The following is a 25,737-nucleotide window of genomic DNA, read 5'->3' as shown; positions in this document are numbered from 1 at the left end:
CCGCTACGCTTGGCCTTCACTTGCAGTTTGTCGTTGCAAAATACTCGAAAACTCTTCCATAAAGTTGCCGTAGCTGTTTTCTAACTTTTCTACACTATGGCTAAAACGGTTAAATGCCATAACCGCAGGAATAGCAGCGAATAGTCCCATCGCGGTTGCCACCAATGCTTCTGCAATACCTGGTGCCACCATGGCCAAGGTAGCTTGCTCAACAGCGCCTAACGCGATGAAGGAATTCATAATCCCCCAAACCGTACCAAATAAGCCAATATATGGGCTGATTGACCCTACAGTTGCCATGAAAGGTAAATGTGTTTCCAGAGAATCGACTTCGCGAGATAATGCAACGCGCATTGCTCGGTGCGTGCCATCGACTACGGCTTGAGGTGAGCTAATATTGCTTTTTCTTAAACGTGCAAACTCTTTAAACCCTGCAACAAACAAACTTTCTATACCAGAAATTTGGTTACGCGCAGACACTTCATTGTAAAGGCGGCTTAAGTCAGCACCGCCCCAAAATTTGTCTTCAAACGTCTTTAATTGAGCACGCGCCTGTTGCAATACTTTTCGACGTTGGAAAATCATGGCCCAGCAAGCCACGGAAAATCCTAACAAAATAATCATTACCGACTTAACCAACAAGCTTGCTTGTAAAAACAATTCAAAAAAAGAAATTTCAGCTGACACGTTTTAATGCTCCAAGTAATTCATCAGGTATGGCACAAGGCTTTGCTCGCTCAAGATTAACAAAAACAACCAGAACGTCAGCTTGACAAAGTAGTTGCTCATTTTCGTTATATAAATACTGCTTAAATACAACACTTGCTCTTTTTAAGTCACTTATTTCTGTCACTACATTTAGCAAGTCATCTAGCTTTGCAGAGGCCAAGTACTCCATTTCAACCTTTCTGACCACAAAGCCGAGGTTTTGTTCTAAATAATAAGATTGATTTATGCCTAATTCGCGCAACCACTCAGTTCGTGCACGTTCGAAAAATTTTTGATAATTAGCAAAATACACGATCCCGCCTGCATCGGTATCTTCATAATATACGCGGAGAGGAAATGAATTTACTTTTTCAAACATTCAAAAATGACAACTTATTATTTAGTTCTTATAGCGCGCACTATAGTAATAGATTTACTCACCCTCAAACAAGCCCTTAGCCTATTTGTTTGTAATAAATTACAAATAATAGTTAATGACAAATAGTTAAAAGAAGAACAACAGCAAACACGACCCTCTCCAACCAACTTTCGCATTAGTTTTTCTAATGATAAAAATAAATTTTTTTCGTTTGTTAAAGGTATATCGTCTCGCTAAAATACACTTGTTTTCTGAGCTAGCGCACCGAACAACGCTCTTAACCCTTAAGCTTGTTCTTAGCCAGAATTCGTTAGTATTGATAGTTTTGCTGCTATCCATACTCTCTGACATGTTTCCTGGAATTGAATTTCCTTCTATCAACTTGAGATTTAAGTTGGCCCGCATCCCTTTATGCGGGCTTTTTTTTTGCCATTTTTCAAATTCGCCCGTAAAAAACAAAGATTAGCCGATAGAAAACTAACGCTAAATATCAACACTAGCCACTACATAAAATCGAAATGTCGATTAGTTTTATTAGTGAATAACCTAAACGCATAGGCCAATTAAATTCACGTATAGATTAATTAGAAAATTTTATTGCATAACTAGTCGGATTAGCACCAACTAGCCTGCATAATTATTTGTAAGAACGGATGTTAAGAGGTAGGTTTGACGATATTGAAGTGTTGATATGCCTTGTCGGTAACAATGCGACCCCGAGGAGTACGCTGTAAGAACCCCTGTTGAATCAAGAATGGCTCTAATACATCCTCAATCGTTTCACGCTCTTCACCGATAGCTGCGGCAACATTATCTAAACCGACAGGCCCGCCCATGAACTTTTCAATAATGGCTAGTAACAGTTTCCTATCCATAATATCAAAGCCTTCATTATCCACTTCTAACATTGCAAGTGCACTTGCAGCCGAATCTTGGCATACAACCCCAGCCGTTTTTACGTCGGCATAGTCTCGTACGCGACGTAACAACCGATTTGCGATTCGCGGAGTACCGCGAGAGCGACGTGCTACTTCGAAGGCACCTTCATTATCAATAGTAAGGTTAAGAAAGTGAGCGGAGCGATTGACAATATCCGTTAAGTCTTTGCTATTGTAAAACTCTAATCGCTGAACGATACCAAACCTATCTCTTAGCGGAGACGTTAGCGCCCCAGCTCGTGTAGTGGCACCGATAAGTGTAAACGGTGGTAAGTCTAATTTAATCGAACGAGCGGCAGGCCCTTCACCAATCATGATATCTAATTGATAGTCTTCCATGGCTGGATACAGTACTTCTTCGACCACAGGACTTAGTCGATGAATTTCATCGATAAACAATACGTCATTTTCTTCTAAGTTTGTCAGTAAAGCAGCTAAGTCCCCCGCTTTCTCTAATACGGGGCCTGAAGTAGTTCGTATATTAACGCCCATTTCATTGGCAACAATATTGGCAAGCGTGGTTTTTCCGAGTCCCGGTGGGCCAAAAATAAGTAGATGATCGAGTGGCTCGCTTCTCCGCTTAGCCGCTTCAATGAATATTTCCATTTGCGCTTTAACGTGATCTTGCCCCGTATAATCCTGCAAAAGCTTAGGACGAATGGCGCGATCTACATTATCATCTTCAAATGTAGCGGTAGGTTGAATGAGTCGATCTGCTTCTATCATTTTTACTTACTTCATATTAGTGCTATTTCAGCATATTTTCTGGAAAAGTGGTTATAACATGGCCTTTAATGCGTCACGAATCAAATCTTCGCTCGACATACCATCACTGTAAATTTGCTTAATAGCTTTATCAGCCTGACCTTGCGTATAACCCAGCGATATTAACGCATTTATCGCATCACCGCGACTATCAGTTACAATCGCTGACGCCACCAAACCATCAACGGGCATTTTATCCGTGAATGGGGTAAGCAATTCACTATTCCAGTCTTTAAGCTTATCGCGCATTTCTATCAATAAACGCTCAGCGGTTTTCTTACCAACACCTGGAATTTTAACAATGGTTGTCAAATCATCATGTGCTACACAACTCACAAACTGCTCTGCTGACATTCCCGACAATATTGCCAAGCCGAGTTTAGGGCCAACACCATTAACTTTAATGAGCAAGCGAAACAATTTTCGCTCTGTTTTGGTAGCAAAGCCATATAAAAGCTGAGCATCTTCACGTACAACGAAGTGCGTATAAATAGTAGCTTCTTCTTGTTCGTTAGGGAGTGCATAGATACTTGTCATTGGCATTGAGACTTCATAACCTACGCCCTGACATTCAATAACTATTTCCGGGGGAAGTTTTTCGATTAATGTACCTCGAAGACGACCAATCACTGTCTATTCACCTTTGAATTATAGAATATCCAGCAACCTTAACACTATATATTTATACAGTAAAGTTTTTGTGTTATTAGCAGGCTACAGAGAAGAAGAAAAAATGAATTACGAGCGTAAACGACCGCGCACGGTTTTGCTAACCTGCCCAGACATTTTGGTTAGAGAGTCATAACTGTGTGCATGACACAAGGCAACTGCTAGCGCATCGGCTGCATCAGCTTGTGGTGTTGCTGGTAATTTAAGAATTGAACGCACCATGTGTTGTACTTGCGCTTTGTCAGCTGCGCCAGTGCCAACCACAGATTGTTTGATTTGCCGTGCAGAATACTCCGCAATGCTAAGCCCTTTGTTTGTTGCCGCAACAATTGCAGCACCGCGAGCTTGACCTAATTTAAGCGCTGAATCAGGGTTTTTAGCCATAAAAACTTGCTCAATGGCAAACATATCCGGTTTAAATTGAATGATAATTTCAGATACACCTGCAAAGATAGTTTGAAGGCGTGTCGCTAAATCATCTCCTTGCGCAATTGCTTTGATGCAACCACTACCGAGATAATTAAAATGACGTCCTTGCTGTTCAATGACGCCATACCCTGTTAATCGTGAGCCGGGATCTATCCCCAGAATTATTGCCAAATTATGCTCTTTCTTTTTATTAAAAAAGGCGACAGTCACGAACCTAGCATGTTCGTGTTCTGTCGCCCTATCTAAGATTAGTCTTCTTGACTATCTTGTTGCTTTTCTTCTTGCTTAATGGTTTCAATACCTAATTCAACGAGTTGTGCTGGGTTAGCCTTACTAGGTGCATTAGTTAATGGACAAGCCGCCGTTGTTGTTTTAGGGAATGCCATTACATCACGGATCGAACTTGCACCCGTCATTAACATGACAAGTCTGTCCAAACCAAATGCTAAACCTGCATGCGGTGGCGCACCATATTGTAAGGCTTCAAGTAAGAAGCCAAATTTCTCTTGTGCTTCTTCATCACCAATACCTAAGATACGGAATACGGCTGACTGCATCGCCTGATCAAAGATACGAACTGAACCACCGCCTAATTCACAACCATTCAATACCATGTCGTATGCATTTGATAATGCGCCTACTGGGTTAGCCTCAAGCTCTTCTGGCGTTAAATTGGTTGGTGCTGTAAATGGATGATGCAATGCATGCATTCTGCCATCAATTTCTTCAAACATTGGAAAATCAACAACCCAAAGTGGCTTCCATTCGTCAGCAACAATACCTAAATCTTCACCTAGTTTTAAACGCAACGCGCCTAATGCTTCTGTTACAACCGTTTGATTATCTGAACCAAAGAATATGATATCGCCAGTTTCAGCGTTAACACGATCTAACAACGCTTTAACAGCATCTTCAGGCAAGAATTTCAAGATTGGCGATTGTAGCCCTTCCATACCTGCTGACAAGTCATTTACTTTCATCCAAGCTAAGCCTTTCGCACCGTAAATACCAACGAACTTAGTATATTCGTCGATATTCTTACGAGAGAACTTCGTTGCGCCCTCAGGCACACGGATCACAGCCACACGACCTTTTTCATCGTTTGCTGGCCCAGAGAATACTTTAAATTCTACATCTTTTAAGATATCTGCAACGTCTACAATCTCTAATGGATTTCGTAAATCAGGCTTATCTGAACCAAAACGAGTCATGGCTTCAGCGTATGGCATGCGAGGGAATTCACCCAAATCAACGTTGAGCAACTTGAGAAAAAGATCACGGATCATTTTCTCTGTTACTGCCATCACTTCGTCAGCGCTCATGAATGAAGTTTCAATATCGATTTGCGTGAATTCAGGTTGGCGATCAGCACGTAAATCTTCATCACGGAAACACTTAACGATTTGGTAATAACGCTCCATACCTGACATCATTAGCAATTGTTTAAACAACTGTGGAGATTGCGGCAAAGCGAAGAAATTACCTTTGTGTGTACGACTCGGCACTAAATAATCACGAGCACCTTCAGGTGTCGCCGCCGTTAAAATTGGCGTTTCGATATCAAGGAAACCTTGTTCTTCTAACGATTGACGAACTGCAGAAGTTACCTTAGCGCGAAAACGAATGCGTTCAGTCATTTCAGGGCGACGAAGGTCTAAATAACGATACTTTAAACGTTGCTCTTCTGAGTTATTTTGATGGTCATCTAATGTTAATGGTAATGGCGCCGCTTTGTTGATAATGGTTAGCTCTAAACCTAACACTTCGATGCCGCCTGTCGCCATATCTTTATTTACTTGGCCTTCAGGTCGAGCGCGTACTTTACCTTTCACCTGTACACAAAACTCATTTCTAAGCGTATTAGCTTTCTCAAGCACTTCTGGTAAATCAGGATCGTAAACAACTTGTACCAACCCTTCACGATCACGTAAATCGAGAAATATTACCGCCCCTAAATCACGACGGCGATTTACCCATCCACAAAGTGTTACTTCCTGACCAATGTGAGATTCGTTTACCTCACCACAATATAGAGTTCGCATAAAAAGTTGCCTTGAATGTTCGAATTTACTGCCGCGATTGTTCGCCAGCATTTATATAGGTGTAAAAATGCTGCACATTATAAAGCAATAGTGCTGAATGTCACCTGTATCAAAGCGATACTTTTATGAATAAAAGGTGTAATGGTTTTTTCCTTCCGCTTTTACCTGATACATGAGTGTATCAGCCACTTTAAGAAGGTCACTGTCTGTCTCACCGTCTTCCGGATAAATTGCAATACCAATACTACAACCAATGTTGGCAAACCCTGTCGACAATTCAAATGGCTGTTGCACTAAATTAAGAATTTTGTTGGCCACATAGGCCGCTTCATTCTTGTTGTGTAAACCCGTGAGCAAAATAACAAACTCGTCACCACCAAATCGCACAATGGTATCAGACACCCTAACACAGCTATCAAGGCGTGTGGCGACCAATTTTAACAATTCATCCCCCACGTCATGGCCAAATGTGTCATTGACCTGCTTGAACCCATCTAAATCAATAAACATCACCGCAATGAGCAACTCTTGTCGTTTATGAAAATTAATCGCAGTAGTTAGTCGGTCTTTTAGCAAGATACGATTAGCCAAGCCGGTCAACTCATCATGCGTTGCCATGTGTTTCATTTGTTCTTCAAGCGCTTTACGCGTTCTAATTTCAACCTGAAGGCGTCTGTTCCACACAATAATCACAGCGATAATGATTAACGTGATGGCAACCCCTTGCACCGCTACGCGTAGAACGACATTTTTGTCGAGACCAGTTTCTACATTAATCTCAAACCATTCTTCGTAAATTTGTTGTTTTTCAGTGGCAGAAATTGTGGCTAGCGCCTTGTTGATAATGCCTACCAACATTGTTCGGTCTTTTTTGGTGGCGAAACGATTTTGGTCGACGTTAAACTCATCAACTACCGACATACCAAGCGTTATTAAGCTCTCTTGCCTAACAATTTCTGATGCCGTCGCAATATTTTCAACCACGCCATCCACTAACCCTTGTTGCAACGCCTGCACTCCTTCCTGATAGTCATCTACCAGCATCAGCGCAATATTAGGGTGTTCTTTTTGAATTTGCCCTACCAGATAATAACCCTTAATGATGGCGAGCGACTTGCCATAAAAATCCGACAGTTTAAGCTGAGAGCCCAGTTGTCGTTGGTGAATAACCACCCATGGCATATCCCAATAAGAGTCAGAAAAAAGTAAGTATTTATCACGTTCTTCGGTTTGTGTCGCACTTGCCAAAATGTCTATTTCACCATTTACCAGTGCACTAAATTGCGCTTGCCAACTCCTAAAAGGCACATGCTCAAATGTTAACGGCACTCGTTGTTCAATGAGTTTAATCACGCTTGGGTTGATGCCGAGCACTTCACCATTGCTGTCAAAGTACTCCAAGGGTTTCCAATTAACGTTGGTGCCGATTTTTACATTAGAATGCATTTTCGCCCATGCCAGCTCTTCTTGAGTTAATGACACTAATGTACTTTGCTCTTGAAAGTATCCTTCCGACTTAAAGCTTAACCACTTTTCTTCCAATGCGAGTAATTTCTCTTTCGATATTTTGCTAAAGCCATAGCTGATAAGTTCGCCCAACTTCTCGTTACTGCTCGTTATTAGGCTTTGAACCGGTAGATTGAACACAGGTTTTGGTAGGACGTGGAAAGACGTACGCAGTCCCGACTGCATAAGACGATGATTCATGGATTCCATTTCAGCCACAATCGCTTTGACTTCAAGATTTTCAGCAGCATGAATTAATTCATCAAAATCACGAAACATTCGGATATTAATTTCTGGGTATTGTGTTTTTAGCGCATCAATATAAGGAGAGAAATAATAAACACCTATCGTTTCATTACGTAAATCATCTAGCGACGAAATATCCAACATACGATTTGAAACATAGGCTCTTGCTTTTACCCGATAGTTAATTTCACTGTAAGACACTTGCGGAATTACATTATCAATTTTTGGGTAAGCAACATAAACATCGGCAACTCCTTGTGCCAACGTTTGCTGTGCATCGACAATATTCGCCGTCACGAATTTGACTTTGATGCCCGATGCATCTGACCATAGGTGCCAAATATCAACAAACAATCCATAAGGCACCCCCGTAGCCGAGATCCCCATAAATGGCGCAAGGTCTGGATCGATGGCAGCTATGATAGTGTCCTTTCCTTTTTTCAACCCTAGCCACTTACGCTCAATTGTTACTCGTTCGTCAGACGATATTTTTGCAAAACCCTGCTCAACAAATTCCAATAATTGGGTATTGTTCTTTGCTAGGGCTGCTGCATATTCGCCCTCACGATAAAGAATCTTTTTATGTGCAGGAAATAAAGAAGACAACGCGTCATATTCACTAAAATTTTGCGACAACCTGTCGAGCGCAGTAAACGCCAATATCTCTCCTGCAAGCGCTGCGTGATATAAATCATGGCGGCTCGGATAAGTACGTATCCTAATATTAGGCAAGCGCTGTTGTAGTTGTGCCACATGGTTCGACCCTTTCACTACCCCTACAGTGTATGGTGCGAGTTGTTCTAGTGTGTTAATCCCAGTAAGATTTCGATGAATGAACAAGTAGCTGTTCTGAGGGAAAAATGTAGAAGTAAAATCAAACGTTTGTGCGCGCAAATCGGATTTCGCTAATCCCGCGTGTAGGTCAATATTACCTTCGCCAACCCGGCGCAGGGTTTCCTCCCATGGTAACGGAATAAAAGAGACCTGCACCTGCTGTTTTTCGGCCCATAAGCGCCACATATCAACCATTAGGCCAGCTGGTTCGTCTGCATTATTGATAAAATGATAAGGATAAGAAGTTTCGTTAATCGCAATGCTATACGATTGTTTTTCTGTGGCGTGGCTGTTGATCGCAAAAAGACAACCAGCAAAAAACAATGCGTAAAACACAGTGTTTTTTATTAACAGACGAGTAACCTCGTTAATTACATTCATAAATATAATTATTATAAACCGACGCCAAAAATTTCAATCACGAATCATTTACGCTAAAATACCGTCAACTTAACACACAATGTCACATGAATACCCATTAATGCAACCTTCTGATACTGATATTATATATTCCAGTAAACATAGTCAGGTCAAAGACTTCACCTTCGATGCACAAGTCGTTGAAGTTTTTCCCGACATGATTTCTCGATCTGTACCGGGCTATAACACAATTATAGATACCATCGGCCGCTTAAGTAGACACCATGTCAAAAACAATACAAATGTTTATGATTTAGGCTGTTCACTCGGCGCTGCAACATTAGCTATGCGACAAGCGATTACCGCAGACAAGTGCAAGATCATTGGTGTTGATAATTCTTCAGCCATGGTAGAACGCTGTAAAATGCACGTAACTGCGTTTAAGGGCAATACACCGGTAGAAATCATCGAAGGCAATATTCAAGACATTACGATTGAAAACGCTTCAATGGTTGTGCTCAACTTTACCTTACAGTTCATTCAACCGGATCAGCGCCAAGTATTATTACAAAAGATTGCTAACGGTCTAAACCCTGGCGGCATTTTAGTATTGTCTGAGAAAATCATACACCAAGATGCGCCGTTGAATGAGTTACTCATCGATTTACACCATGATTTTAAACGCGCCAATGGCTATAGTGATTTAGAAATAGCACAAAAAAGAACAGCGCTTGAGAATGTAATGCTTACTGATGAGCTACCCACACATTTAACGCGATTAAAAGATGTTGGTTTTTCACATGCAACACCTTGGTTTCAGTGTTTTAACTTTCTTTCTATTGTGGCAATTAAATGATTTCGTTTAACGAGTTTTACCAACAAATCGCACAAAACAGACTAGCACACTGGTTAGAAGTATTACCTAAGCAGCTTGCTGAATGGCAAAAAAATGAACTACATGGTGAGTTTAAGCACTGGGTGAAAACAATCGAGGCACTGCCTAAAACAACGCCTGGTCACATCGATTTGGCTGAGTCGGTAACTGCTGGCTCAAGCGCAGATATTAACCAAGGCGAAGCGAAACGAATCGAAAGCTTACTCAAAAAACTAAAACCATGGCGTAAAGGTCCATACCATATACACGATATTCATATCGACACTGAATGGCGTTCAGACTTCAAATGGGATCGACTTGTTCCTCACATTTCAGATCTTAAAGATCGATATGTATTAGATATCGGTTGTGGTAGTGGCTATCACTTATGGCGCATGCGTGGCCAAGGTGCAAAATTTGTTGTGGGGGTGGATCCAACACAATTGTTTTTGATGCAGTTTAGAGCCATTCAGCATTTTATTAGCGACACGGCTGTAAACATTCTTCCGCTTGGCGTGGAAGACTTACCAGAACTAGCTGCGTTTGACACTGTCTTTGCAATGGGTGTCCTGTACCATCGCAGATCACCTATCGATTTTCTGTATCAATTAAAGTCTCAACTAGCCAATGGCGGCGAGCTTGTTCTTGAAACACTCATCGTAGATGGTGATGAAAACACCGTACTTGTTCCTGGTGAGCGATATGCCAAAATGCGCAATGTATGGTTCTTACCGAGTGCCGACGCAATGTGTGCGTGGATGAGACGGTGTGGCTTCAAAAATGTTCGTCATGTGAATACCGACGTAACCGCACTAGACGAACAACGAAAAACTGAATGGATTGATACAGAATCACTGAAAGACTTCTTAGATCCAAATGATCCCGAAAAAACAATTGAAGGCTATCCTGCCCCAAAACGTGCGATTTTTGTTGCTAATAAATAGTTAGCATAGTTAGTGTGAAAATTGGTGTGAAATAGCACTTGGCATAATCAATACGCTCCTAGCAAATATTGATTGTGCCGTAATGCCAATTGGCGTAAACATCCGCTAGTGCAGGTACTTATCAATAATTTGCTGATAAGTGCCTTGCTCTTTCATTTTAGCAATGCCATCGTTAAACATATTAACCAATTTTGCATCACGAAAACCCGCGACATAATTACGCTCGTTAAAGATATAGTGAATTTTGAACGGCTTCTTGAGCCGAATATCATTGCTTTGACTGATTAAATATTTGAATATGCTTTCATCAAGCACGATAACTTCAGTCCGCCTCATAAATAACATTTCGACTTGCTTCGCCTGATCGGGCATTTCACGGTAGTCTATTGTATGGGAGATAACATCATTAAATTCCTCCCCCAAATATCGACTTGCGTTTTGAAAAGCAACCATACTTAAACGAGATAGATCTTTGACTGTTTTGATCACTGCTTCATTTTCAGCCAGTGTTACCGCGACATTTTGGTAAGTAACATAAGGTGACGAGGTTTTCATTGCTGGATGCTGATAATTAGCAGGCAATGTCATAACACCATCAACATTGAGCCGTTGGTATCCAGTAATCGCTCTACCAAGCGGCAGATGAACAAACTTAACCTTCTTGCCATGTAAACGAAACGCTTCACGAACTAAGTCGATTTGAATGCCTGATTTATTTTTTTCGATAATAAAAGGTGGTTTAGGTAAGCCAGCGACGAGTTCTATCGTGGTTTTGTCATCAGCTGAACTTGAAAAAGAAACACAGGTAAGCAGGAATAAGCCAATGATAAAATTAAGAAAACAAAAAAATCGTAATTTCAAACTCTTCACCAAGTTCAATGAGCCACAAACACATTGCACTCAATGACATAAATTAGTTATTGTGTTAGATAGCACTTTGCAGGATGCGAAGTATTCTAACATGTCTTTTTAGTGTAGATCATTATCAAAGTTTAGGGCGCCAGCAATTATGAATGAACAATGGTTAGCAAGACGTTATAAAAAAGTTGCTCAAAGGCTACAGGACCATAGAAGCCCATTTCAGCGTGACCGAGCACGAATTTTACACTCAGCAGCCTTTCGTCGGCTTCAATCGAAAACTCAAGTGATGGGCAGTGGACAAAGCGACTTTTATCGTACACGACTTACCCACTCACTCGAAGCGGCTCAAATTGGCTCAGGCATTTGTGCACAGCTAAGGCAAAAATACCGCGACATTCCAAGCCACTTGATCTTAGACGATGACACACTAATTGAGTCTATTTGTTTGGCGCACGACATCGGCCACCCACCGTTTGGTCACGGAGGCGAAATCGCCTTAAACTTTATGATGCGCAACTATGGTGGCTTTGAAGGAAATGGCCAAACCTTTAGAATTGTTTCAAAATTAGAGCCATTTAGCGAAGGTTACGGCATGAACCTATCGCGAAGAACCTTGTTAGGCTTAGTCAAATACCCACAAACATTAGATAACCTGCAAAATAGTGACAAGCCAGCAGTTCCTTCTTCGTTTCGTCAACTAAAAGCCTGTGAATGGCACCCTCCTAAAGGGATTTATAGTGACGACCTTGATGTATTACATTGGGTACTATCCCCATTGTGTGAAAGCGATCGGGTATCGTTTCAGTCGTTTACCGAAGATGCAAATAAGCATGCTAAAACAAAATTTAAGTCGTTTGATTGCTCAATAATGGAATTGGCTGACGATATCGCCTATGGCATTCACGATTTAGAAGACGCCATCGTTACCGGCGTTGTCAATCAAGCAGACTTTGACCAGAACGTGATTGTTGCACTACAGGCTTTAGACGATGATTGGATTGTTGAGTTGTCTCATTCGCTTTCCGATAAGTTGTTTAGCCAACAGCATCACCAACAAAAAGAAGCGATTGGTGCATTGGTTAACTACCTGATCACTGCAATTGAATTAGTTGATTTGAATGAAACTGCTAAGCTTTCGTTCGAAGAACCATTACTACGTTTTCAGGCAGTACATCCGCCAGTTGCAGCGGCGGTACTAAAAATATTTAAAAATTTCGTTTTACGTTTTGTAATTAAGCAAACGGCTATTCAGCAGTTGGAATATCGTGGGCAACAAATTGTGATGGAATTATTTGAAGCATTGGCCTCCGATCCATTAAGATTACTTCCTGCATCAACATCACAACGTTGGCAAGATGCGCAGTCACAAGGAAATAATGAATTTCGTGTGATAGCTGACTATGTGTCTGGCATGACGGACGACTACGCCACAAATTTATATCAAACATTATTTGTACCAAGTAGTCAGTTTAACTATCGAATGCACACATAGTTGCCATTAGACAAAGGTATACACAAGAACGAATGTTAGAAATTTATGCAGGTTCACAAGCGCTACGTACGATAAAAGAGCAAGGCTTACGCGCCGACTTGTTTGACGTTATGCTTGGCGCCAGTGGCGGCCCAAAATGGTTTACATTATTTGGCTTAGATAAATATTTATTTGGCGAATTTTTTAAAGACCGAACATCAGAATTAAATTTAATCGGTTCATCAGCTGGCGCTTTTCGCTTTGCTGCGCTCGCACAGCAGCAACCTGTTGAAGCAATTAGTAAATTGGCTAAGCACTATAGTGAAACGGTTTATTCTAAGAATGCTAATGCCAAAGAAGTAACCGAAAAAGCTGAAGAATTGCTGCAGCATGTTTATGGAAACGAAGGTATTACGCAACTACTAAATAACGACGTAATAAAGCCTCATTTCATCGTGGCAAAGTGTCATGGCTTAACGGCATCCGAAAACAAGCTCGGACAACTGTTAGGTTTAGCATCAAGTATGGCACTAAATAAATGCTCTCGACGTTTGCTGAACTGGCAGTACCAGCGATTTGTTTTTCACCACCCTAAGAGCCAACTTCAAATTAACCATACGGATGAATTTACCAGTCATTATGTGTCTTTAAGTCAAAGTAACCTTCATGATGCGTTATTAGCATCAGGTTCAATTCCTTTGGTAATGAAAGGCGTGAAAAACATCGCTGGCGCGCCAAATGGCATGTATCGAGACGGCGGCATTATCGACTACCATTTTGATTTTTCGTTTAACGGGCAACAAAAACTCACGCTGTATCCGCATTTTAATCATTTACCTAAACCCGGTTGGTTTGACAAGAACAGCCAACGCGTTGGTTCTGAGGTAAATTATGATAATGTCGTGATGTTGGTTCCTTCGGCTGAATTCATTGACTTACTCCCATTTAAGAAAATTCCGGATCGTACTGACTTTACCGAAATGACGCCCGAGCAAAGAATCCCCTATTGGCAAACTGTGTTACAAGAGACACACCGTTTGGCAGATGCATTTGCAGAAATAGTCGAAAAACAAGAAGTAAATAAGGTTAAACCCCTTCCTTTTTTATAGCCAACAGTGGGTTAAGAAATCGGTAGCGTCATTCGCGCTACCGCTCCCTGTTGACCGTCGTTGCGATTGCTCAAGGTTAACTCACCACCATGATTGGCGATAATTTGCCTGCTCAACGCCAGCCCAATACCACTCCCTTGCGATTTGGTGGTGTAGTAAGGCACGAATAAATTATCGCTATTGAAGATGCCTGTACCACAATCAATGATTTCAATAATTACCTGCTTTTTACTGTTAGTGCACACAATATCGACAGTATGACAACTTTCGCCGTCCATTGCTTCAAATGCATTTTTAATTAAGTTCACTAACACTTGTTGAATTTGAGACTTGTCGATGAAAACTTCAATTGGTGCAAAATGGTGGATGTTGATTTGTGCACTCTCATACAGTGACGCGACAGAATCCAACAGTGTGCTTAGGTTGACGAGCGATTTTTCAGGCGCTGGTAAGTGAGATAATTGCTGATAGCGCTCAATGAAGCCCTCTAGTGATTGTGAGCGTTCAACAATTACGTTTAAGCCGTCAACGAGATCTTCTCTCATTGTTACGGGCGCACTTTCTGTCGTCAACAAATGGGAGAGTGATTCCCCAATGGAAGATATTGGCGCTAGGGAGTTGTTGATTTCATGGCTCAACACACGAATTAGCTTTTGCCATGCTTGTCGTTCTTCTTCAAGTAGCAAGCGCTGAATATCGGTGATGAAGATGAGTTTGTTTCGCTGACCGTTATCAAAGTATTCATCGGTATATAAATAGACCTTCTTCTTCGATGTCGCCACTTCGAACTCAACCACGCGTTTTATATCTTTAGTGACTACCTCCTGCAGACCCAATTGATTAATTGGCATACCTTCAATTAAGCTAAACCTTTTGTTAAACAATTGCTCAGCAGCAGGGTTCATTAGCGTTAAATGATGATGTTTATCGACAGCAAGTATCGCCACATCAATTTGCGCGATCACTTTGTGAAGTAAGATTTGTTTTTCTTTTGAAATCAGGCGTTGTTGGTTAAGCGTTTCCGACAATGAATTAAGGAGCCCATTAAATTCCCCTAACGCGCCGTTTAACACCTGCGAATTCGCGCGCATCGAGTAATCCCCGTTAGCCATTGCTTCCATGAGATTAGTTGACGTTCTTAGCTGTGAAACGACTTTATGACGAATAAGAAACGCACCATATAAGATGGTAATTAGGGCGACCATCACGATAACAATCGTTGCATGTACAGAAACTGACGAATAGGCAAGCAAAAAGCACATGATAATAAACGGAATAGTACCGATTAATAACGCTATTTGTACCAGCCTATCTTCAAAAGTTACACGGCTACGATTGAGAAAGTGACGCATCATTACAATTTGTATTTTTCTAAACGACGGTAATAAGCGCTGCGACTTAAGCCAAGTGATTCAGCAATCTCAAGGCATTGCTTACCTAACCGCGTTAAACGATTTGAAATCACATGCTTTTCAATTTGTTCTAGCGTAGCAGTTTCAAAGTCAACGCCAAATTCTGGTTTGGTATGTTCTACACTGTTTAAGCCCAAATCTTGCGCTGTGATTACATTTCCTTGCGACAAAAATAATGCGCGTTCAATTAAGTGGCTGAGTTCTCGAATATTGCCAGGCCACGCATAGCGCTTCATGGCGTTTACCGCTTGCTCATCGAAGCTTTTTGGTGGAAGACGATATTTCTCAGCGTACTTTTTCACGAAGTAATCAGCCAATGGTACAATGTCTTCTTGTCGCTCACGTAGTGGTGGGATAGAGATTTCAATCGTATTTAGTCGATACAAGAGGTCCTGACGAAAACTGCCTTCTTGGATCATTTGCTCCAATGATGCATTAGTGGCAGAAACTAATCTCACATTTACACGTTGCGTTTTGCTCGAGCCAACTTTTTCAAAACTGCGCTCTTCTAGCACTCTAAGTAGCTTTGCCTGCTGCGATAGTGGGATGTTAGCAATTTCATCCAAAAACAGCGTGCCACCTTCCGCCAATTCGAAACGTCCAATGCGTTGTTCTTTGGCGTCGGTAAATGCACCTTTAACGTGACCAAACATTTCACTTTCAAATAAAGATTCAGTAATTGCGCCCATGTTCACACTAACCATTGATTCACTAGCGCGAAGTGAGCGGTCATGCAGGTAGTTGGCAAACATGCTCTTCCCGGTACCATTCTCCCCTGTTAAAAGCACATTCATGTCACTTTGCGCGATACGTGTCAGTGTATCTATAACCTGTTTCATTGCCGGTGATTTTGCGATTACACTTAACTCATCTACCGCTTTTTCACTTTTTAAGAGCGCATTTTCTTGTGACAATTTTTCGCCTTTGCGCTTAAGGCTTGATATCTCAATTTGTTTATCAATGACATTGAGTAGCCGTTCATTCCGCCAAGGTTTTTGAATAAAATCGACTGCACCTAGTTGCATGCTTTTTACTGCAATATCGACGCTACTGTAACCTGTCATCACAATAATAGGCAGTTGTTCATCTACAACTTTGAGCTGCTCTATCAATTCCAGACCTTCTTGCCCGGATGTAGTATCTTTTTGATAGTTCAAATCGACTAAAGCAGCTGAAAACTGTCGCCTCTCTACTATTTGCAGAGCTTCCATAGGAGAATGAACAGCTACTACCTCATAGCCAGCCGATTTAAGCAGTAATTTGAGTGCAGTGACAATACTAAGATCATCATCGACAAGTAAAAGTGAATGTTGTTGTTCCATATGTATTTTTAGTTATTATTTCAGTGCTGTTCCATCGATTGACTAGGCACGAAGTTCGTCAAACCTCGTGCCGCTACAACTAATTGTAATGAAGGGCGTAACTAGGCTCCATTACCACCATTTTCCGCGTTGGAATGTAAGTTGCTAATAAGACTATACTAATTATAAGAATAGGTACACCTAACATTCCCATCAAGTAGCTTGTCTGATCAATAATCATGGTATCGGCAATAAAATTGGCCAACCACGCTGACATAGCAACCCCGAGTGCTAAACCAATCGCGAGCTGTAAAATGGCTTGTTTAAAGAATAACTGCATCACCTCGGCGTCAGACGAACCTAATGCACGACGAACGCCGATTTCCTGAGCCCGCTGCAAAATATTATTTGATGCAACAGCAAATATGCCACTAGCCGCTAAAAACACCGCAACAACGCCACAAAAAACAAAGACCTTACTTACCGCCAGAATTAACATCATCGGCTGCTTAATTAAGCTATCGTAACTTTGTATTTGGTAAACCCCAACATCAGCATCGATATCAGCAGCAGCTTGTTGTAAGTTTCTCGATACATCCTCAAAGTTTCCTGAAAAATGAATTGCGACATACATCCATGAAAACCCTCTAGGATCCATTAAATGATAAGAATTATATGAAGCACTCGAAGCACTCATAGTTGAACCATGGTAGGTATCTGACACTACGCCAATAATTGTTTCCCATTCGGCTTGATCAGTGCGCCAAACACGTCGAATGCGTTGGCCAACGGCATCTCCATTAGGGAAAAATTCTCGTGCGATTGACTCATTAATAATGATGCTTCGTGCATCTTCTTGTGCGTCACGCTGGTCAAAATCACGCCCATGAAGGATTTTCATACCGATAGTATCCCATGCTCCCATAGAAACCACTTCGTTATTACTATAAGGATTTTCTGAATATACTTGCGCTGCGCGCCCTTCAATTTCAAAATGACTCGTCCCCTCACCAGTGCCGGGAAAACTACTCATGAAAGATACACCATGTACATTTGGAGACTGCTCCAACTGCTCTTTCAATTGGTAATAGTATTTTGAGCGATTCATTCGGTCTTGATACTCAAATTCTGTATCGCGTCTAAGCGGATATTTTTCCGTTGGCAGCTGAATCTGTGCTGTTAAACGATTTTGTGTTTGCACCCCGTAGTCTGCTTGCCCCGCACGATAACTGGTAGAAAGCAAAATTGTCGCCAATACCAATACTACACACGATAATGATATTTCTGAAATAACCAATAGTTTGCCAATATTGGCTGCATTTTTGCCTACAGCACCGCGGGTTCCGTCTCTTATAACGCTATTAAAGTCACCCGATAAAGCTCTCCAAGCCGGAAATAGGCCGGTACATGTAATCATCAGTAGCACAGCAATAATTAATAGACTGATGCCGTCAATGCCTAGCGAAACTTGCCACCAGAATGGACGCAGTCCATTAACAGCAAAACTTGTTTCAATTGCCTGATTTGATAATGAGACACCCCAACTCGCAAACAATACCGCTAGCAAGGCACCTACCGTACAAATAAAGAAGCTTTCTAGTAACATTTGAAATACCAATCGATTACGTGGTACCCCCAATGCAACACGGATAGCCACCTCTTTGAAGCGTTCGTTAACTCGTGCTAATAACAAATTACCTACGTTGATGCAGGCCAATGCCAGTATCAAAAACACGACGACTAACATAGCAATGAACAACGAGTAATATTGCGTAATAACTGCTTCTTTGTACGGCACAGCACGCAAATATTCCCCCTGTCCGTTTATTCGATAACCATAATTTTCAGGCAATGACGCGACGATTTCTTTGTTAAAACCAGCAATATATTGTTGCAATTGCGCTATCGAAGCACCATTTTTAAGCCGCGCAAACGCACGGTAGCCAGTATAGGTAGGCTCAATCGGCGCCACATGTAATTGCAGCGCAGGTCGCCATAATTGTGCTCTTGCAGGAAAAGCAAATCCCTCAGGCATAACGCCAATTACTTTTGTTGCCGTGGCGTCGAGCTTAACCATTGTACCCACGACATCTTGCGCACCTGCTAATACATTTTGCCATACGTCATAACTAATAACGGCTGTGGATTCTGCGCCTTCTAAATGATCATCAGGACTAAATCCGCGCCCTAAAATTGGCTGAACGCCTGCAAATTCAAATATGTTCCAACTGACAAAAGCTGCGTTGAGTTTTTTGGCACTGTTTAGGTTATCCGCACTTAAAAAAGTGATGTCCTCTGAATAGATACCAATCTCATCAATTAATCCTGAATTTTCATGAAGTTGATATAGGTGTAAAGGGTCAGCATTGCGCCGTTGCAAATGGTTGTAATCAAAAAAACCTTCAATAGCAACGATAGGCTGTGCGTTTTTTAGTTGTAGTGGACTAAACACTAAACTGCTTAACAAAGAATAGGTATACAGCGTCAAACCTAATCCTATGGCGACAATAAGAATGGTCACCGCGGTAAACATCGGCTTCTTCAGTAAGAGTCTTGCGGTATACTTTAAATCAAGAGCAATAGACATAATGATATCCTTAATAGCAATGGCTGATTCAATTACACAGCAATAGCTGATGGATTTTCGACTTGTTGATCTGACACGATTTTGCCATCGAACACTTCAATTATGCGCTCAGCTCTACTCGCAGAGCGCGGATCGTGCGTTACCATGCAAATAGTTGCCCCATTTGCATGCAACTTTTCTAATAGCGCCATCACACTTTGCGCATTCTTTGAGTCAAGATTTCCCGTTGGTTCGTCAGCTAAAATAATTGAGGGGCTGCCTGAAATAGCACGTGCTACCGCAACACGTTGTTGCTGGCCACCCGACAGTTGTGATGGAAAATGGTTAGCACGGTGCTCCATATCAACTTGTTGTAATGCTTCTTTTACCATTTGCTCACGTTGTGATTTGCTCAAATCACGTCGATAAGATAAAGGTAATTCAACATTCTCTGCGACAGTTAAGTCACTAATCAGGTTAAACGCTTGAAAGATAAAGCCTATTTCACTATTACGAATACGCGCTCGCTCGTCACGATCTAATGAAGAAACTTCATGTCCCGCAAGGTGATACTGTCCTTCTGTTGCATTATCAAGTAACCCCAAAAGCGATAGTAACGTCGATTTGCCGCAACCCGAGGGACCTGAAATAGAGATATACTCCCCTTTGTTGATGGAAAGGTTAATATTATCCAGCGCATGCGTTTCAACATCATCCGTATAAAAAACTTTCTTAATGGCGTTGAGTTTTACTAATTCCTGTTGTTTTTCCAATTGCGTATTCATGACTCTCTCCTAGTTCACTTGTATTTGTTCTTGGGATTCCCACGCAGCAACGTCAGATATGATAATCGATTGTCCTGCCGTTAATCCTTGTTTTATTTCGATAAAGTGGGTTGATTGTTGACCAAAGGCCACGAGTTGCTTATTCGCACTGTCCATGGTCTGATTCATTAGAAATACTTCGCCTGACGTATGTTTTTTGGCAAACATTGGCCGTTTTACATATAAGGTGTTAGTTAACTGAGCGATTTCGATAGTGCCATCAACGGTCAAATCGGGTCGGGATTCTTTGGGGGCGGGTTCGGTCAGCGCTACATCAACTTGTACAGACCCATTGACTACGGTTGGTTCTATTCGCTGCACAACGCCTTTAACTTTACTCATCTTCGTATCAACTGTGACTATTTGCCCAATTGCGACTTCACTTACCTGTTTCTCAGGAATACGTAGCTCCGCTATGAATTCTCCGCTACGCGCTAATCTAGCCAAGTTACTGCCTAAATTGACCTGTTGACCCAGTTCTAAAGGCATTTCTTGCACGATGCTATCCATGCTGGCTTTGACATGAAGGTTCTCAACCTGATCTTGTACGCGTTGTAAAATGCGTCTCATGCGATTCAATCTCGCTTGCGATGCCTGCTGTTGTGCTTGTATGCTTTCTTTGTTTTTGGCGAGGCGCTTAATTTCTAGTTGCCAACGCTCATTAAATTGTTCAACGTCAATTTTGATTTCTTCGTGCCTTATTTGGGAAACTGCGACTACGCCTTGTTCTAGCAGTTTCTGTTGAGCATTCAGCGTTAATAGTGCGCGCTCATAATTGAGTCGTTCATTTGTCACTCGAGTTTCTTGGTCAAGCAACTGAGATTCCAAAGTGACTTTTTCAGCATTGATTTGTGCTTCTAATTCTTCGAGTTGCCAACGCGTTTCTTCAAGCTCTTGTTCTAATAGCGGATTATTGAGCACCATAAGTAAGTCACCTTTACGTACTTGTGCACCAGCTTTAGCGTGAATTTGTTCAACGCGACCATTTACATTCGCCGCTACCCATCGTTCATCTTTGGGCGCTAATACACCCACGCCACGCACAGAAATGAGTAAGTCGCCTTGTTTCACCTCATCAACTAGTAAGCTCTCTCGGGAAACGCTCACCTTGCCAATGCCTGTTGTTGACTGCCAAATCACAATGCCTAACAGAAGGGTGCCTGTTAACACACTTGCCACTTTAATCCAGTGACGATTCTTATTTTTGGGTGTTTTGCGAACGATATCCATAATCTAAGTTCTTTTTGTTAAGATGACAGTGAAGAAGCAACCCTCGTGCCACACAAAATAAAACCTTAAATTACAATAAGTAATGGAGTATCTGGCGAAATTTCATCGAATCAAATCCCAAAAATGGGATCAATTAATACATGTGAAATTTCGATAATGGGATGGTAAAGCACGAGAAATGCCCACTCAAAGATTACTAATTCACATAAATGTCTGCTTAACTTTAAATGACCTAGTTTAAATAGCAGGAAGCCAGATGACCGATGACCGAGTTACAGGTAAAAGTAAGCCAACTGCAACGTTGACTGCTGAAGAAATATTCAGTGTCTTTCCTGATCTTATTTTTGTTTTGGATTCCAACTACATTATTTTGGAGTATCGCGCCGGAAACGTAAGCGATTTATATATACCACCACAAGAGTTTCTGGGTAAATCCATGTGTGAGTTATTGCCTGACGCACCGTCAAACGCAATTAAATCGTCCATTTTAAAGGTTAAGCAGAACCAAGAAATGGACATCACTGAATATCAACTCGATATAAACGGAGAGGAAAAATGGTTTGAAGCGAGAATAAGCCAATCAACAAAAGATAGGTTTATCATGCTGGTTCGCGATGAGACCCAATCGAAAGAAAGGCAAGCTCATGTACAATATCAAGCCACTCATGACAACTTAACCGGCCTATATAACAGAGCATTTGCACTTGATTATTTAGCACAACAACTTAAGGAGGCGTCAAGACAACCAAAAACACTCACGGTGTTCTTTATCGATCTTGATAACTTTAAAGAAGTTAATGATCTGTTTGGTCATGAATTTGGTGATGATGTGTTAATTTCTATCGCGAATACATTACAGGCGTCAGTAAGGGAGCAAGATTTGGTTAGCAGAATTGGCGGGGACGAGTTTATTATTGGCTTTTCAGGAAGCTCAACAAAAGAACAGTTGCTAGAAATAGCCGATAAACTCGATATAGCGCTAAATAGACTAACGACACAATTAAAATTATCGTTTCATCTATCTATTAGTATTGGTATTGCAAGTTGTGACCAAGGCGAATTAACCGCGTCAGAGCTAATTCGTCGCGCAGATTTAGCCATGTACCACAAAAAACGTCACGGCAAGCACGGCGCGACTTTTTATGACGACTCTATGCATTAGTTATGCATTAAACTTCACTGCCATTTGTGCGACACGTAGCCCTAGGTATTGTGCGGTTTTCAAATCTAATTCATCCAATTGCCCATCAATTGAATGCGCAATTAATCCAGATTGAGCACCCAATCGATTTAGGTTATCAGGATCACAATTCCCCGGAATATCTAGACTAATCCATAACATTCCATGTTGACTGGCAAAAACTTGCATGTACTGAATAGTGTTTAGCTGATCACCACTTAAATTCGATCCAATGGTAAAACCTGCTGCTAATTTATCTGCCCATGCCCTGTCGGCCCAAAGGTCTCCCGTAGCATCCGCTAGCGCTTTAAATTGCGCAGACACACTTCCCATAAATGTCGGGGAGCCAAAGATCAATGCATCTGCTCTGCCTAGCTCCGCAAGCACTTCAACATTAATGTACCTACCATCAACAATATCCTTGCCTTTAATTTCGATTAATTGGGCATCGACTCCATTTTGCGCCACAGCACCATCAGTAACAGCTTGCGCTAATTGTTTTGTTGTGCCAGTTACCGAATGAAAAACTACAACAACTCTTATCACAAGGTTCCCCAGATTAATTTAATGACATTATCTTTCTATAAAACGACCATTTTAGGCCGAAGATATACTATTACCTTTTTGATAGATGGCACAAACCGCACCAGCGGGATCTTTTATCACCACGTATTTGTCATTGCCCATCGATTTGAGCTTAGTAACTAACGCCCCACCACTTGCGGTAACTTGCTCAATCGCTTGTTCAATATCTTCCACCAAAAAATACGGTAACCAAGCTGGTGGTAAATCTTGATTCGGTCCTTTCGCATGACAGACGCCAGCTACAGGTTCTCCGCTAGCGGCGCATACCATAGCGTAATCAGCATAGTCGCCCATTGAGACTTCCTGCACCTGCCAGCCTATTACGTTTTGATAAAACTCGCTTACTTCTTTGGCATTCGCTATGGACAGATCAAGCCAAGCCATTTCACCTAGTTGGTTATTCATTATTTTTCTCCTGAAAGGCGTTTTGGATTTTTAGGGTAAAACTTGTCAGGTAATCGGTTGATGTGCTCAAAAAATCGCGTGTCTTTATAAGGCAATTTCATAAATCCCGATATACCCTGCCCTTTGATTGTAGGCAATAATCTCAGTAATTCCCCGAGTAATGTTTTAAATTCATGTTCTTTATCATGATTAAGTAGCATCAGGTAGCTGTGAATTTTTAAGTGCTTCGGAAGTACCTCAAATATGATACAGCCTGTATGATGAATTAAATTCAGCCTCGCTAAAACAGCCATAATACGGTCGGGCAAATGCAAATACTCGTCAGGATCTTTTCCATCTTCAAAATAAGAATGCAAACGAGTAATATCATCTACCTCCGGAACGTCACTCACTTCAAAAGGAATAAATTGATCCGGCCGTGCTACAAAGGGAACTTTAGTACTATCGCGCTCAACGTGAAGCGTTTTACGCGCATTGAACAGACAACTCTTGAACACACCTACGCGAAATATCCCCTGCGCCAATCGAACCATATTATTCACCGCACTTTGAAATGACGCCTTGAGCGACGCGTCAAACATGGTGAGGTTAGAATCAATATATACACCGTCTTTTTCCCAGCGAATGGCCAAACCACCAACCACCGGAAAATTTCCCAAACGGCTCACCGCAGCAACAAATGCTTTTTCAGTATCACCCATGCCCATCAAAAAGTTCTTGTAGTATTTTTCCAACTGCGCATCATCGACGTCATTTAAGTCATCGTCATCGCTTTCTTCCCTGAGAAACGACTTTCGCGAACCATAAACAACGGTATCAATTTCACCTTCTGTTCCACGTGACCATACAGGAATGAGCGGTTCAATCTTGTAATGCGTTGGCTCCTTAGCTAGCACCGTATTTTTAAGCAAAGATAGGTGTTTGAAAAAATAATCCCCTGCCTGATCTCGCTGTCGTTTGTCGTCACTGAGCATACCATCTAAGATATTGGCTAATAACTTAGGTAACCCTAGCGATGATGGAGGGATGATATTCTTACCGTAGCGGCATGACTGGCCAGACGCTAACGCATATAACGTCGCTGCCATGCCTTGCTCATCAAATCTTGGCGAAGACATTTCTCCATTGAGCTGTTCTGGCCCAATAAAATAGACATCGCCCAACCTCGCATTACTGTTTTGTAAGTCGCTGCTCATCAAATCCATAATGTTATTGGCTGTTGTGTGCCCGCGAATGTCTAACTGCGCGTTTACTGCGGATCCCCAATCAATAAGATAGATACGTCCCGTAATTTCATTAAACATGATATTTGACGGTTTAATATCGCCGTGAACGTAGGGCTTTCCTTTTTTGTGATTCGCAGGTTTTCGCAAATACAACAATAATTCAGCTAACTGGATGGCGATTTTGACAATGGTTTCCGGTGGGAGAGGCCCATTTTGCAGGGAATATTTTTCTAAGTCTACTCCCGGTGCACGTTGCATGTGCACGATAGATTGTCGCTTGATTTTATAATATTCAAATACCTTGGGAATGCGAGGATGCGATAATTCCCCTTGAATTTCGGCTTCTTCGGCTAATCTATCTTGAACATGCTGAGGCAAGTTAATACGGGAGAATTTAAATACAAGATGCTGACCATTTTCGTCTCGCGCGCCAAATACGAAGCCATAAGCGCCTTTACCAATCAACGCAATATCAACGTAACCAAGCAGCGACAATTGCTGTTTACACAACTCAACCCATTCTTTTAATTTCGTCGCATCTTTGTGACTCATTAGATAAATAGATTGCTCTTCGGCAATGTAAAAATGTTTTAATCTTTTTTCAGCCACTTAACTGCCCTACATAACATCATTGTGAGACGTTACACAATTTAAAAATCTGCGCCAAGAGAAAATTTGACTTTTTGTTTGGTGGTTGTCATTAAACTGTCACATAAAGCATTTACTCTAGCCTTACTTAATCAGGCAGTGCTCGTTGCTCGGTTAAGATACTCTCTAGATGATATAAGTTAGTTCCCTCAGCCTTGACGTATGTCAGGGCTTTTTTTTGTCTAAATGATCTTTAAAACAAAAAAAGAGGGTTAACGACATATC

The 25,737-nt window shown here is 41.5% G+C and carries 21 protein-coding genes; 5 read left to right on the top strand and 16 right to left on the bottom strand.

Annotated features, from left to right (window positions below; genetic code table 11):
• Positions 1 to 3: 3 nt before the first annotated feature.
• The 7 genes from tolQ to ACSLUK_RS18100 all read right to left on the bottom strand — a co-directional run bounded on the left by tolQ (position 4) and on the right by ACSLUK_RS18100 (position 8,897).
• Entirely contained in the window at positions 4 to 687 is a 684-nt protein-coding gene (gene tolQ / locus ACSLUK_RS18130) for a protein TolQ (protein WP_448550208.1), read from the bottom strand.
• A complete protein-coding gene (gene ybgC, locus ACSLUK_RS18125) occupies positions 677 to 1,087 on the bottom strand; it encodes a tol-pal system-associated acyl-CoA thioesterase (RefSeq protein ID WP_448550207.1) in 411 nt (136 codons plus the stop codon). The genes tolQ and ybgC overlap by 11 nt, the downstream gene beginning before the upstream one ends.
• A 656-nt stretch (positions 1,088 to 1,743) precedes the next feature.
• Entirely contained in the window at positions 1,744 to 2,751 is a 1,008-nt protein-coding gene (ruvB, locus tag ACSLUK_RS18120) for a Holliday junction branch migration DNA helicase RuvB (protein ID WP_448550206.1), read from the bottom strand.
• Positions 2,752 to 2,802: 51 nt separating this feature from the next.
• Positions 2,803 to 3,420, bottom strand: coding sequence for a Holliday junction branch migration protein RuvA (ruvA, locus tag ACSLUK_RS18115; protein WP_448550205.1), 618 nt, complete (start codon positions 3,418 to 3,420; stop codon positions 2,803 to 2,805).
• A 108-nt stretch (positions 3,421 to 3,528) separates the two neighbouring features.
• Complete coding sequence (gene ruvC / locus ACSLUK_RS18110) at positions 3,529 to 4,059, bottom strand: crossover junction endodeoxyribonuclease RuvC (protein WP_448550204.1); 531 nt, start codon at positions 4,057 to 4,059, stop codon at positions 3,529 to 3,531.
• A gap of 77 nt (positions 4,060 to 4,136) precedes the next feature.
• Complete coding sequence (aspS, locus tag ACSLUK_RS18105) at positions 4,137 to 5,930, bottom strand: aspartate--tRNA ligase (RefSeq protein ID WP_448550203.1); 1,794 nt, start codon at positions 5,928 to 5,930, stop codon at positions 4,137 to 4,139.
• Between the two features lie 123 nt (positions 5,931 to 6,053).
• Positions 6,054 to 8,897: a transporter substrate-binding domain-containing protein gene (locus ACSLUK_RS18100; protein ID WP_448550202.1), complete on the bottom strand. Its 2,844-nt coding sequence runs from the start codon at positions 8,895 to 8,897 to the stop codon at positions 6,054 to 6,056.
• A gap of 100 nt (positions 8,898 to 8,997) precedes the next feature.
• On the opposite strand from ACSLUK_RS18100, the gene cmoA reads away from it, so the two are divergent.
• Complete coding sequence (gene cmoA / locus ACSLUK_RS18095) at positions 8,998 to 9,732, top strand: carboxy-S-adenosyl-L-methionine synthase CmoA (protein ID WP_448550201.1); 735 nt, start codon at positions 8,998 to 9,000, stop codon at positions 9,730 to 9,732.
• A complete protein-coding gene (gene cmoB / locus ACSLUK_RS18090; protein ID WP_448550200.1) occupies positions 9,729 to 10,694 on the top strand; it encodes a tRNA 5-methoxyuridine(34)/uridine 5-oxyacetic acid(34) synthase CmoB in 966 nt (321 codons plus the stop codon). Before cmoA ends, cmoB begins: the two co-directional genes overlap by 4 nt.
• Positions 10,695 to 10,799: 105 nt before the next feature.
• Here cmoB and ACSLUK_RS18085 read toward each other — a convergent pair whose 3' ends face one another.
• Entirely contained in the window at positions 10,800 to 11,555 is a 756-nt protein-coding gene (locus ACSLUK_RS18085; protein WP_448550199.1) for a substrate-binding periplasmic protein, read from the bottom strand.
• A gap of 148 nt (positions 11,556 to 11,703) precedes the next feature.
• On the opposite strand from ACSLUK_RS18085, the gene ACSLUK_RS18080 reads away from it, so the two are divergent.
• Together ACSLUK_RS18080 and ACSLUK_RS18075 are read left to right on the top strand one after the other, a co-directional pair.
• On the top strand, positions 11,704 to 13,047 hold the full coding sequence (locus ACSLUK_RS18080; protein WP_448550198.1) for an anti-phage deoxyguanosine triphosphatase: 1,344 nt from the start codon (positions 11,704 to 11,706) through the stop codon (positions 13,045 to 13,047).
• Positions 13,048 to 13,079: 32 nt separating this feature from the next.
• A complete protein-coding gene (locus ACSLUK_RS18075) occupies positions 13,080 to 14,135 on the top strand; it encodes a patatin-like phospholipase family protein (protein WP_448550197.1) in 1,056 nt (351 codons plus the stop codon).
• Positions 14,136 to 14,146: 11 nt separating this feature from the next.
• Here the strand turns inward: ACSLUK_RS18075 and ACSLUK_RS18070 are convergent, their stop codons facing one another.
• From ACSLUK_RS18070 to ACSLUK_RS18050, 5 genes are all read right to left on the bottom strand, one after another.
• Entirely contained in the window at positions 14,147 to 15,490 is a 1,344-nt protein-coding gene (locus tag ACSLUK_RS18070; RefSeq protein WP_448550196.1) for a sensor histidine kinase, read from the bottom strand.
• A complete protein-coding gene (locus ACSLUK_RS18065) occupies positions 15,490 to 16,869 on the bottom strand; it encodes a sigma-54-dependent transcriptional regulator (protein ID WP_448550195.1) in 1,380 nt (459 codons plus the stop codon). Before ACSLUK_RS18065 ends, ACSLUK_RS18070 begins: the two co-directional genes overlap by 1 nt.
• A gap of 79 nt (positions 16,870 to 16,948) precedes the next feature.
• The gene (locus ACSLUK_RS18060) at positions 16,949 to 19,435 is read right to left on the bottom strand and encodes an ABC transporter permease (RefSeq protein WP_448550194.1); all 2,487 of its coding nucleotides are present in this window, start codon (positions 19,433 to 19,435) and stop codon (positions 16,949 to 16,951) included.
• Positions 19,436 to 19,467: 32 nt separating this feature from the next.
• On the bottom strand, positions 19,468 to 20,199 hold the full coding sequence (locus ACSLUK_RS18055; protein ID WP_448550193.1) for an ABC transporter ATP-binding protein: 732 nt from the start codon (positions 20,197 to 20,199) through the stop codon (positions 19,468 to 19,470).
• Between the two features lie 9 nt (positions 20,200 to 20,208).
• Positions 20,209 to 21,468, bottom strand: a complete 1,260-nt coding sequence (locus ACSLUK_RS18050) for an HlyD family secretion protein (RefSeq protein ID WP_448550192.1) — start codon at positions 21,466 to 21,468, stop codon at positions 20,209 to 20,211.
• Between the two features lie 256 nt (positions 21,469 to 21,724).
• Between ACSLUK_RS18050 and ACSLUK_RS18045 the strand changes: the two genes are divergently transcribed.
• Entirely contained in the window at positions 21,725 to 22,630 is a 906-nt protein-coding gene (locus ACSLUK_RS18045; protein ID WP_448550191.1) for a diguanylate cyclase, read from the top strand.
• On the opposite strand, the gene ACSLUK_RS18040 is transcribed toward ACSLUK_RS18045, so the two are convergent.
• The 3 genes from ACSLUK_RS18040 to ACSLUK_RS18030 are packed head-to-tail and all read right to left on the bottom strand — an operon-like array spanning position 22,631 to position 25,416.
• A complete protein-coding gene (locus tag ACSLUK_RS18040) occupies positions 22,631 to 23,194 on the bottom strand; it encodes a flavodoxin family protein (RefSeq protein WP_448550190.1) in 564 nt (187 codons plus the stop codon). It lies immediately after the preceding gene.
• Positions 23,195 to 23,245: 51 nt separating this feature from the next.
• Positions 23,246 to 23,638, bottom strand: a complete 393-nt coding sequence (locus ACSLUK_RS18035) for a VOC family protein (RefSeq protein WP_448550189.1) — start codon at positions 23,636 to 23,638, stop codon at positions 23,246 to 23,248.
• Positions 23,638 to 25,416 (bottom strand): serine/threonine-protein kinase, encoded by a 1,779-nt coding sequence (locus ACSLUK_RS18030; protein WP_448550216.1) that lies wholly within the window; start codon positions 25,414 to 25,416, stop codon positions 23,638 to 23,640. The genes ACSLUK_RS18035 and ACSLUK_RS18030 overlap by 1 nt, the downstream gene beginning before the upstream one ends.
• Between the last annotated feature and the right edge of the window lie 321 nt (positions 25,417 to 25,737).

This window comes from Thalassotalea fusca, from assembly GCF_053485835.1.
The sequence above is the reverse complement of the archived record's forward strand: the minus strand, read 5'-3'. Positions and strand labels throughout refer to the sequence as shown.